The organism is Pseudomonas migulae NBRC 103157 (genome assembly GCF_002091715.1).
Lineage (GTDB): Bacteria > Pseudomonadota > Gammaproteobacteria > Pseudomonadales > Pseudomonadaceae > Aquipseudomonas > Aquipseudomonas migulae_A.
Map to the genome: position 1 here is coordinate 24,041 of NZ_BDAG01000026.1, position 11,703 is coordinate 35,743.

At 57.6% G+C, this 11,703-nt stretch carries 8 protein-coding genes; 4 read left to right on the top strand and 4 right to left on the bottom strand.

Going from position 1 to position 11,703, the window contains the following annotated elements; genetic code table 11:
• Positions 1-245: 245 nt before the first annotated feature.
• Positions 246-1,643, top strand: coding sequence for an MFS transporter (locus PMI01S_RS19170; RefSeq protein WP_084321656.1), 1,398 nt, complete (start codon positions 246-248; stop codon positions 1,641-1,643).
• 109 nt (positions 1,644-1,752) lie between these two features.
• Here PMI01S_RS19170 and PMI01S_RS19175 read toward each other — a convergent pair whose 3' ends face one another.
• Together PMI01S_RS19175 and PMI01S_RS19180 are read right to left on the bottom strand one after the other, a co-directional pair.
• Positions 1,753-2,478, bottom strand: coding sequence for a hypothetical protein (locus PMI01S_RS19175; protein WP_208603346.1), 726 nt, complete (start codon positions 2,476-2,478; stop codon positions 1,753-1,755).
• Positions 2,479-2,556: 78 nt separating this feature from the next.
• Positions 2,557-3,051 (bottom strand): PaaI family thioesterase, encoded by a 495-nt coding sequence (locus PMI01S_RS19180; RefSeq protein WP_084321657.1) that lies wholly within the window; start codon positions 3,049-3,051, stop codon positions 2,557-2,559.
• Positions 3,052-3,313: 262 nt separating this feature from the next.
• Between PMI01S_RS19180 and PMI01S_RS19185 the strand changes: the two genes are divergently transcribed.
• The gene (locus tag PMI01S_RS19185; protein WP_084321658.1) at positions 3,314-5,884 is read left to right on the top strand and encodes a bifunctional diguanylate cyclase/phosphodiesterase; all 2,571 of its coding nucleotides are present in this window, start codon (positions 3,314-3,316) and stop codon (positions 5,882-5,884) included.
• 31 nt (positions 5,885-5,915) lie between these two features.
• On the opposite strand, the gene PMI01S_RS19190 is transcribed toward PMI01S_RS19185, so the two are convergent.
• A complete protein-coding gene (locus tag PMI01S_RS19190) occupies positions 5,916-6,320 on the bottom strand; it encodes a RidA family protein (RefSeq protein WP_084321659.1) in 405 nt (134 codons plus the stop codon).
• Between the two features lie 143 nt (positions 6,321-6,463).
• Between PMI01S_RS19190 and PMI01S_RS19195 the strand changes: the two genes are divergently transcribed.
• Positions 6,464-7,402 (top strand): LysR family transcriptional regulator, encoded by a 939-nt coding sequence (locus PMI01S_RS19195; protein WP_084321660.1) that lies wholly within the window; start codon positions 6,464-6,466, stop codon positions 7,400-7,402.
• 45 nt (positions 7,403-7,447) lie between these two features.
• Here PMI01S_RS19195 and ahr read toward each other — a convergent pair whose 3' ends face one another.
• Positions 7,448-8,479: an NADPH-dependent aldehyde reductase Ahr gene (gene ahr / locus PMI01S_RS19200; protein WP_084321661.1), complete on the bottom strand. Its 1,032-nt coding sequence runs from the start codon at positions 8,477-8,479 to the stop codon at positions 7,448-7,450.
• A gap of 385 nt (positions 8,480-8,864) precedes the next feature.
• Here ahr and PMI01S_RS19205 point away from each other — a divergent pair, with 385 nt between their 5' ends.
• On the top strand, positions 8,865-11,654 hold the full coding sequence (locus tag PMI01S_RS19205) for an amino acid adenylation domain-containing protein (protein WP_084321662.1): 2,790 nt from the start codon (positions 8,865-8,867) through the stop codon (positions 11,652-11,654).
• Positions 11,655-11,703: the final 49 nt, after the last annotated feature.

Consider the following 11,703-nt stretch of genomic DNA (forward strand, 5'->3'; position numbering starts at 1 on the left):
ATCCCTAAAAACAAAAACCGGTTCCCATCATGAATTCAATCCGCTTTCTCGCCTCCCTGCATGGCGCTTCTTATGGGCCGGTCCTGACTGCCTGTCCGTGCGCATTGTCTGTGACAGCTGCGCCAACCCCCTGATTACACGTGCTACTCGTCTGACGCGAGCCGCTGAGCGGCGTGCTGCGTGTAAGAAGTGATCTCGCTTGAAACCGAGAGATCATCACCATAATCCAATAATAAAGTGATGCCATGAATCTGAACGAGCCCATCAATGCGCAACGTGTCGGCCAGGCCGTCGGTAAATACCGCTGGACGATCTGCGCACTGTTGTTTTTTGCCACCACCGTCAACTACCTGGACCGTCAGGTGCTCAGTCTGTTGGCGCCGGATCTGTCGACGCAATTTGGCTGGAGCAACAGCGACTACGCCAACATCGCGTCCGTGTTCCAGTTTGTGTACGCGATTTCCATGCTGTTTGCGGGCCGTTTCGTCGACAAGATCGGCACGAAGAAGGCCTACATCATCGCGATCAGTATCTGGTCGACCGGCGCCATGATGCATGCTTTTTCAGTGCCGATGGGCGAGGGCATCGCAGCGGTGTGTGGCGCGTTCGGACTGGCCGTCATCCCGGTGTCGATCGCAGGCTTCATGCTGTCGCGCGCCGTGCTGGCGATCGGCGAAGCGGGTAACTTTCCGATCGCGATCAAGGCCACTGCCGAATACTTCCCGAAGAAGGAGCGCTCCTTCGCCACCGGCATCTTCAACTCTGGCGCCAACGTCGGTGCGATCCTGGCGCCGATCTGCGTACCGCTGATTGCTGGCCTGTGGGGTTGGGAAGCGGCATTCATCGTGATCGGCATGCTGGGCTTCGTCTGGGTGACCGTGTGGATTGCGCTGTACGAGAAACCAGAAAAGCAAAAACGTCTCTCGGCGCAGGAACTGGCCTACATCCGCAGTGATGCTCAAGTGGTCGTCACCCCGAAACCGGACGTCGCTGATAAAAAAGTATCGTGGTTCAAGTTGCTGACCTACCGTCAGACTTGGGCTTTTGCCTTCGGCAAATTCATGACTGACGGCGTGTGGTGGTTCTTCCTGTTCTGGCTTCCGACGTATCTTTCGGCGCAATACGGCATGAAAGGCCAGGCCATCGTGTGGCCGCTGGCCGTGTTGTACAGCATGACCATGGTGGGCAGCATTGGCGGTGGCTGGTTTCCCAGCTATTTCATGGCGCGTGGCGACGCGCCGTATGACGGTCGTATGAAAGCCATGCTGGTGATCGCTTTCTTCCCGCTGCTGGTACTGCTGGCGCAACCTTTCGGTTACATCAGTTTCTGGGTGCCGGTGCTGTTGATCGGCATAGGCGCGTCGGCGCATCAGGCGTGGTCGTGCAACATCTTCACCACCGTGTCCGACATGTTCCCGCAAAAATCCATCGCTTCGGTGGTCGGTATTGGCGGCCTGGCCGGCGGTATGGGCGGTGTAGCGATGACCAAAGTGGGCGGCTGGGTGTTCGACTACTACAAATCGATCAACGACATTCACACCGGCTACATGATCATGTTCGCCATCTGTGCGGTGGCTTATCTGGTGGCGTGGAGCGTGATGAAACTGCTGGTGCCACGCCATAAGGAAATCACCGACCTGTAAACGGTGGGCCCGACGAGGTTGAACCGGCACGCAACGTGGGTGGTTGCGGTCAGCGGTTCAATGTCGTCGGGCTTCGGCAATCAATGTACCGGGGTGTGTAAGCAAGTCATCAGCGGTTTGTCTGACTGTCGGTGCACGTTTTTTGCCGTTCCCAGGCCAGTTTGATTGCGTCAATGCTCGGCACAAATCGGGACATGTGCCGAATCCCCACGACCGGAATCTTGCGGCTGCCAATGGTTGCAGTGAAGCCATAAGTCGCTCGGTACGAAGACGAGTCAACGTGATCCAGTGCTTCCCCGTTCCCGAATCTCTCCCACAAAATCTTCGCCGCCGAGGGGCTTCCCAGGCCGTTGCTGTAAGCAATGATCAACTCGGGCTCCGCGAGCGACACTGTCACCCGTTCGAAAAAATCCATTGATTTGCGTGTCAGCGATTCCAGACTCGCCGCGGACGATTGCCGCGCAACTTTTTGTATGGACGCTGCATCAGCCGAGCACAGCAGCAACGCATTGGTATAGAGGGTGTCGCGCCAGTCAAAACCAAGCTTGGCAGGCAACTCGGTCAATCGCCGGGGCAGGGGCGTCGAACCCCAGCCGCCTTTCAGGCCATGGGCGACATTGGAAAACTCGGGTTGCTCGTAGCCTGCGTGTACCGCGCCGGCATTGGTGTGGATGTCGTCGGCGAGGGAGCCGTTGAAGCCGATCACGATCAGACGCTTGCGGCTGGGCGGTGCGGCGAGCAATTCGAAGGCGCAGTCGAAGGGACGGGCTGCGAAACCACCGATGCCGAGGTCCTCGAGGACTTCAAGCATATAGTTGCGGGTTTTTAACGGCACAGGTCAGTCCGGTTGGGGATAGCAGCAAAAGGAATCGGCACCCGAGAAAAGCCCAGGTTTTTTGCAGTGGGTCGCAAACTACCGGCCATGCGCAACCGCCGCCAGTTGCTCGGTATCGACGCGCACAAAAATGGAGTCCCCGACAGCCGTGAGCACATCCCCCGCGTAGACCTCGCAGATGACGCGGGTTTTGCGTCCGACTTCACCTTCGACTTTCGCACGCAGGGTCAACGGGACGCCCATTGGCGTCGGCTTGATGAACTTGATGCCCAGGTTGCCAGTGACGCAGTTGATGCGCGGGAGGCTGGCGACTTCGCGGTTTTCCATGCGGTAGTGATAGGCCATCGCCGTCCAGTTCGAATGGCAGTCAACCAGCATCGCGATCAAACCGCCGTAAACCAGATCCGGCCAACCACAATACTTGGCTTCCGGCATGTGCTCGGCGATGACATGCTCGCCGTCCTCATGCCAGAAGCTCTTGATCTGCAGCCCGTGCGGATTGCTGCCGCCGCAGCCGTAACAAACGCCGTCAGGCGCGGCGGTGTCTTGCAGGGAAGTGTCGAGCGTAGGCATACCTGGGTCATCCTCAAGAATGTGAACCGGACCGGGCGGATTTTAACGCTGAACCGATAACGATGGGGGCTGTCATTGCCTCTCCGGCTCGGGCGTCAGATCATTCCCCGGTGAACGCTCTTCATGGCTGGATCGTGTCGGGGGCAGAACAATAGGCTTTAATAGACAGTGGCTCTTCATGTAATGCCCCGGCTCATCGTTCTGCAAAAGTAGCCGATAGCAGTGTATGCAAAGTACTTTTTTCAACGACAGGCGGGAATCCATGCCGAACAGTTTCGCCTCCAATAACCCTTCTTCCTCCCGTCGTTCCAGCGTGGTCCTGGCTCGCGCCTCGCTCTTCAAGTTTGTGGGTCTATTGGCAGGCGTGTTTTTACTGGCCAGCTATTCACTCGTTTACCTTGCAAATGATCTAGACCGGGCGGAGGAGGCTGAAAGCGCGTTCTACACGAAGAAGGCCATCCAGTCTCTGGAAAAATCGCTGCGCTCAACCGTCAAGGATTACGCATTCTGGGGCGACGCCTACAGGCACCTGCATGCCAAAGTGGACCCTGACTGGGCCTTCGTACGACAGAACGTCGGAGCAACGCTTTACGCGGATTTCGGGATCCAGGGGCTGTTTGTCGTCAACGACCTCGATCGCACCGTTTACTCTGTGGTCAAGGGTGAGCTGAAATCCGTAGAAGTCACGGAGTGGCTCAAGCAGTCCATCGCCGGGGTTCTTGATAAGGCGCGTGCAGGAGCGGAAACAGAGACGCCGACAACAGCCTTCATCAATGTGGGGGGAGTGCCCGCCCTCGTCGCGGCAGCAGCCATCACGCCGGGAACCGATCCGACAGTGGTGCCTGATGACCGGCCACCTTCAGTGCTGGTTTTCGTCGATGTATTGAACAGCGCCAAGCTGCAGATGATCGGCGACGATTTCGGGGTCGATCGCCTGCACCTCGCCACCTCTAGTGAAATGGACACTGCGTCGCTCCTTCCTCTGGGCGATGACGGTTCGGCCGGCAGCCTGCAGTGGAGTCCGCAAAGACCAGGCCTGCGGTTGTTGGGAATAGGGTTGCCCTTGATCGGCGTTGCTGCGTTGCTGGTGTGCCTGATGACGTGGGTCATTTTGCGTCGCACGACGGCGGGTGCGCTGGCACTTGACGCCAGCTATGCATCACTGCAAGGCAGTCAGGATGCCCTTGCCACCAGCGAATCACGCTTTCGCGACGTCGTTGAAGCCAGCTCGGACTGGGTATGGGAAATCGATCCCGAATGGCATTTCACCTATTTGTCAGAACGATTCGAAGACGTGACGGGGCTCTCCAGAGAGGCCTGGATTGGTGCGGTGATCGATGATCTGCTGAGCACCGAACTGGGCACGCTGGCTCAGTGGCTCAGCATCCCGAACCGTCGTCCGGATATCAGTATTCAGTGCCGATACGTCGATACCGAAGGCCAGGATCGAATCACTCGTCTTTCGGCTCGAAAAATGGCGGGGGGAGGGTTCCGGGGGACTGCGACGGATGTGACCGAGGAAGTCGAAGCCCGTCGGCGTATCGAATTCCTCTCACAGCATGACGCCTTGACCGGACTGCCGAACAGAACCCGTCTTCAAGAGTTTCTCGACGGCAAACTCAAGGCATTGCCGACGATAGACCAGCCGCTGGTGATGCTCAGCCTGGACCTGGATCGTTTCAAACCGGTGAATGACTTGCTCGGGCATGCTGCAGGTGATGTGGTCCTTAATGAAGTATCGGGGCGCCTGGCAGACTGCGTGCGCCATGGCGACCTGGTTGCTCGGGTCGGCGGGGATGAGTTTGTATTGATCCTGACCGACGTGAGCTCCCAGGACGAAGTCGAGACACTCTGTCGCCGCTTGATCGAGTCCGTCGAGCAGCCAATAACGATCGATGAGCAGGAGGTGTTCATCAGCGCCAGTGTTGGCATCGCGATGGCACCTCATGACGCCTGCGAGGCGACCGAACTGCTTCGCTATGCGGATATCGCACTGTACGAAGCCAAGGCCGGAGGGCGCAACACCTGGCGCTTTTATGCCGGCGACATGAACGCCAGGATCATAGAGCGCCGTCGACTGGAAAGTGACCTGCGCTTTGCGATCAAACATGGAGAGCTGCGGCTGCATTTCCAGCCACGCTATCGTATCGCTGACGGTCAGATGGTGGGGGCCGAAGCGCTGGTCCGGTGGCAACATCCTGAGCGCGGTTTGATACCACCCGACACGTTCATTCCGATTGCCGAGGAATCCGGACTGATACTTTCCCTGAGCAACTGGGTTCTCGATACCGCGTGCCGCTGCGCCGCACGGTGGCCGGAAAATTTGTTCGTATCCGTCAACCTGTCACCGACCGAATTCAAACAAGGCAATCTGGTCGAGCGCATTCAGAAAACACTCGCCGACTCGGGAATCAACCCTGCCCGTGTAGAGCTGGAGATTACCGAAAGCGTCATGCTTGAAGACGCCACCGGTGCAGTTGAGGTGATGCGTACGCTCAAACGCCTTGGCGTTCGGATATCAATGGACGACTTTGGAACGGGGTATTCATCGCTGAGCTACCTTCGTGCATTCCCGTTCGACGGCTTGAAAATTGACCGCAGCTTTTTGAACCGGCTGGCCGATAGCGAGGATGACAAGGCGATCATCCGGGCTATCGTTGGCCTGGGACGTGCGTTATCGCTGACCGTCACGGCTGAGGGCATTGAAACGGCCGACCACCTGAAATTGCTGAAGGCGGTATCGTGCGATGAAGGTCAAGGCTATTTCCTGAGCCGGCCGCTGGATATTGTGGCTTTCAATGAGTTGGTAGGCCTCGTCGAAGAAGTTCGTTAGAGGCCGGCTACCCACCCTGAACAACGGTCGTTCATCCCTGGACGGTTTCCGCAAGTCTGGCGATCACCTTGATCTCGAACTGGAAACCATACAGCCACGTAACGCCAATCCCGGTCAGCGTCGGGTGCGGCGCGTTGCCCCAGAACTCCGGCACGATCTTCCAGATCGTTTCGAACGTCGATTCGGGATCGACGACGAAGACGGTGACATCAATCACGTCGTCGAAGGTACAACCGGCCGCGACCAGGATCGCGTTCAGGTTGGTGAAGGCGAGCCGGACCTGATTCTCCAGGTCCGGCTCGGGCGATCCATCCTCCCTGCTGCCGACTTGCCCGGACACGAACAGAAAGCCATTGGAGCGAATTGCCGGCGAGTAGCGATTTCGCTCGTAAAGTGCCTGGCGTCCGCTCGGAAAAACCACATCACGCGTTGTCATAAAAGACCTCCATCAAAGGGCCAAAGCCGACCCGAACCTAACGTTGAAGGGACTGTAAGGACTTGCGCCGGGGCGATAAACGAGCAACCTTGGTGATCACTGTTTGGGAAACCCAAACAATCTGATCGACACAAGGGGCGGCGATGGACCGTTTTGATGCGATGCAGGCCTTCGCGCGGGTGGTGGAGGCGGGCAGCTTCACCAAGGCTGCAGAAACCCTGCACATGAGCAAAACCACCGTGACTCAACTGGTGCAGCAACTGGAAGCGCGATTGCGCGTCAAGTTGCTCAACCGCACGACCCGCAAAGTCAACGTCACCGCCGATGGCGCCGTTTATTACGAGCGGGTGATCAAACTGCTGGCCGACATCGACGACGCGGAAACCAGTCTGTCCGGCGCCTCGGCATTGCCCCGGGGCCGGCTGCGAGTCGATGTGCCGAGCCCGCTGGCGAGCATGATTCTGATGCCGGCATTGCCCGCGTTTTACGCGCGATATCCGGACATCCAGATCGACATGGGCGTGAGTGATCGCATCGTCGACATGATCGACGAGAACGTCGATTGCGTGGTGCGCGGTGGTGAACTCACGGATCAGTCGCTGATGGCCCGGCGCGTCGCTGACCTGCCGCTCGGCGTATTTGCAGCACCGAGCTATCTGGCTCGGGTCGGCACGCCCTCGCATCCGCGTGAGCTGGAAGAGTCGGATCACCGAATCGTCGGTTTCCTGTGGGCGCGCACCGGCAAACCGCTGCCCTATGCGATGCACAATCACAGTGAAAGTGTGCAGGTCAAAGGTCGCTATGTGTTGGCTGTCGACGATGGCAATGCCTACCTTGCGGCGGGTCTGGCCGGGCTGGGCGTACTCTGGTTGCCGAAGTACATGTCCAAAACCTTTGAGGCGAGCGGCCAGTTGGTGCCGCTGTTCGAAGACTGGCACCTCGATACGATGCCGCTTTACGTGGCGTTTCCGCCGAACCGGCATATCAGCCTCAAGTTGCGCGTGTTCATCGATTGGGTCGTGGAGGTGATGGCACACCATGCGCCGGTGGGCGAGCGAAATGCTTTCGAATCAAAGGCCTGATACGCCACTGAAGGCGCGCGCGGTGTCAGCCGGCGCGCCCGTCAGTCATTTGCTGGCGTCGAGCACGACGCGGTAACGCGCCTTGCCGCTGCGCAGATGCTCGATGGCTTCGTTGACCCGGCTCATGTGGAAGTGCTCGACCTGCGGCAGGATCTGATGCCGTGCGCAGAATTCCAGCATGGTCGCCGTAGTAGCGGGCGAACCGACCGGTGAGGCGGACAGGCTCTTCTGTTGGGGGATCAGGTTGAACACGTGCACGGGAATCGCGCCGGGCACGATGCCGACAAAATGCAGGCGACCCTTGCCGCGCAGGGTGCCGAGCATGGACGGCCAGTCGAGGTCGGCGTTGGCGGTGATCAGGAGAAAATCCAGGGTTCCAGCGATGGCTTTCAGCGCAGCGCTGTCGGTCGAGGCGACGACGTTGTGTGCGCCCAGACGCTTGGCTTCGTCCTGCTTGCCCAGTGACGAAGTGAAGGCCGTGACTTCGCAGCCCCAGGCATTGAGAAAGCGCAATGCCAAGTGGCCTAGACCGCCGATGCCCACCACACCGACCCGGTCAGTCGGCTTGACGTCAAATTCCATCAGCGGGTTGAACACCGTCGAGCCGGCGCAGAACAGAGGGCCGGCCATGGCGGGATCAAGGCCGTCCGGTATTGCCAGCGCCCAGGCCCAGTGCGAACGCACGCGGTCGGCAAAGCCGCCGTTGCTGCCAATGATGGTGGGTTGGGCCGTGCCACACAGGTGATGGGAACCGCCGATACACGAAGAGCAATGCATGCAACTGCCCTTGTACCAGCCGATGCCCACCCGTTGCCCCGTTTCGAGACCGCGTACCTGTGCACCCATTCGCACGATACGGCCGACCACCTCATGGCCGGGGATAAACGGGTATTGGCTGATGCCCCAATCGTTATCGATCAGCGACTGGTCGGAGTGGCAGACGCCGCAATATTCCACGGCCACTTCCACTTCCTCTTCTCCCAATGGGCCGGGATCGTAGCTGTAGCGCTCCAGCGGCGCGCCGGCCGCCGTTGCGGCCCAGCCAGTGAAGGACGTGAGTTCGGTGTCATCGCTCATGGGAAACCTCCAGGTCAGGAGACAGGGATTTGGCTACTTGGCTGTCGCGGCGCAGACAGAAAAGTGTAGCGTAACGCTGACCGTCGTCTCGTCTGCCGACAGAGTGCCAACCTCAACGTGGCGGGCCTGACGACGCAGGCGATTCATGAAGGCATTCGGATGCTTTTGCTGATGATCGCCGAACATTGATGACACCGAGCAGAGCATCGCGGCCCTTCAAAATTATCGGCGCCGCCGGCCAACCTGCACTAACGTTCATGCAGTCGTCGCGAACTGGAACTACGCTGCATGTTTTGCTCGGCCACCGATGAATTCCGCGCCATCTCATTGAGGATTTTCGGGGCACGATGTAAAGCTCGTCTAGATCCTGCGGAGCATACGGATAATGCACGATCTTCGCCCAGACCCAACGCTCAGTCTGAAGTACTCTGCCGAACGCCCGATATTCCTGGACTTCCTGCAGCAGGCGAAGCGTTCGCCTGATGCAATCGCCGTCATCGCTCAAGAGGCGACGTGCAGCTATCGACAACTTGAAGCGATAAGCCGGGGCATTGCGTCTTCCCTGATCAGAGAGGGCGCTAAACCATCCGACCGGGTTGTTATTGTTTCGAGTCGTTGTGTGGGGCTGGTCTATGCAATGCTCGGAGCGTCGCGTGCCGGATTGATGTTCACGGTGGCCGACGTCGCCTACCCGCCAGCGCGTATAGGGCAAATCATTCGGGCGCTCGAGCCTTCCTTCGTGCTGGTGTGCGGCGAGGCGACTGTCGAACTCGAGCGTGAACGCCTTGCGTCAAATCCGCGGGTCGTTCAAATACCGGAATGTCCCGCCGATGTCCTGCAGGCATTCGCCTGTGATCAAACGAGCTTGCCTGAAGTCGACCCGGCCGATCCGGCCTATGTCACCTTCACCTCCGGCAGCACGGGTGAGCCGAAGGGGATTGTGACCCATCACGCGCCTTTGGTTCACTTCATTGAATGGCATACCGAGTGCCATAAGTTATCGCAAGACGATCGCTTTTCCTTGCTGTCCGGTCTGGGCCACGACCCGGTATACCGTGATGTGTTTACGCCGCTGTCCATTGGCGCGAAAGTTGTTGTTCCGGCCCAGTCAATCGTCATTGACCCTTTTGCTCTGGCTGCGTGGATACAAGAGAACGAAATATCCATTATTCATCTGACCCCTCCGCTGGGGAAACTCATTGAGACAGGAGCCAAACCTCGCAAAATTGAATTAGGCACCCTGAGATATCTGTTCTGGGGCGGAGAAGCATTAAGTCATACGCTGTACAAACAAATACGCGTTGTTGCGCCAAATGCCGTGAGCGTGAACTTCTACGGCACGACGGAAACGCCACAGGCGATGGCGTACCATCCTGTCGATCCTGAAGCCGATAACGGAAAAATTCCGCTGGGCAAGGGGATTGAAGGCGCACAACTGCTGGTCGTGAATAAATCAAATCAGCTGGTCAGTGTGGGGGAAGCCGGAGAAATACTGATACGCAGCCCTTATTTGTCGTTGGGTTACTGGAATGACACATCGCAAACCCGAGAAAAGTTTGTGGTGAACCCGTTTACGAATGCCGAGCACGATATTTGTTATAAAACCGGTGACCTTGGCACTTATCTTATCGATGGCAGTGTCAGCTTCCTGGGGCGAGGTGACAGTCAGGTCAAGATTCGCGGCCATCGAATCGAACTGACTGAAATCGAAGGCGCACTGTCACGGCATCCCCGAATCAAGCAGTGCGTGGTGCTCGCCAACCATGCCACGTCGCTCGCCAGGCTGGTTGCCTACTGCGTTGCGACAACGCCGGTTTCATCGAGTGAATTGCGTGACCATGTCGGCAAGGAACTCCCCGACTATATGGTGCCGGCGTTGTTCGTCTTCCTGGATGCCATTCCACTCACACCGAACGGAAAAATAGACAGGCGCGCGTTACCCTCGGTTGATAAGGACGCGTCGATGAGTTCGAGCCAGGACCTGTCACCGCTGGCGGCCGCATGGTCGGAAATACTCGAAGTCCCGCGTATAGATTCAAATTTGTCGTTCGTAGAGCTGGGAGGGGATTCACTCTCGTTTGTACAAGCTTCCATGGCACTTGAAGCGCTGATTGGCCATCTCCCGGATCAGTGGGAAATGATACCGGTACGCCAATTGTGTGAGCTGAGCCATAAAACCCGGCCTTCCCGGTTATCACTTCGGGCAATGGAAGTTCCTGTTCTTCTTCGCGTCATGTCCATTTTGCTCATTGTTATCGGGCATCTTGATCTTTTTTCAAAATTTCTGATTGCCGGCGAGACCAAGGTGTTGTTTGTCGTGTCCGGCATCAGCCTCGCAAGGTTTCAACTTCAGGCCATCAATGAGCGCGGTAACGCGCGTACACTTTTAAAGTCCATTATCAGTATCGCGATACCCACAATCCTGTATGCCATGTTAGTCCAGATGGTCTTCGACAGGGTTCACTGGCAAACGGTGCTGCTTGTTTCGAACTGGTTTCCAGAAAGTGTCGTAGGCAACTTTACCTATTGGTATGTCGAAGTTCTTCTGCAAATGATCCTGATCATTGGATTCGCCCTGTCGTTCGAGCGAATCAGAAAATGGATCATGTCAAATCCGTTTCAACATCTGGTCATGGCCGCCTGCGTATTGGCAGTGGCGGATATTCTGATTGATGCCTATCTGTTTGATGCTGAGGCACTCTATGAAAGAGTGCCGCAGCACTATCTTGCGATCATGGTGCTCGGGATGGCCATTCACTACGCCAATTCGACCTTCCAGAAATGGGTCGTCAGTGCGGTGACCGTCATTGTGCTGGGCGGGCAGGATCTTCTGGTGGTCTATGGACCGCACGAACTGGACATCAGAGGATATACCGATATCGCCGTGCCTGCCGTTCTCGCGGTGATCTGGATCAAATCCGTTCTGGTGCCTGGCATGATCGCGCGAGGGCTCGCCTCGATAGCCTCGTCAACGCTGTATATCTATCTGACGCATTTCCAGTTTCAGTCCCTGGCCCGTCACATCGTTGATGTGCCGGCGCTCGCGGTGGTCATTGCCATAGTCGGTGGTGTCGGGGTTGCTTATGCCTGGAACAAGTTCGTTCGAATTGTCTTGATGCGCTGGTACAGGGGAAAGAAGAAAACCAGTGCGGATACGGTCGAGCGAGTGGCGTGAATGCATCTGGAATTCGATATTCCATGCATTCAGGTGCCGATTGATTTGC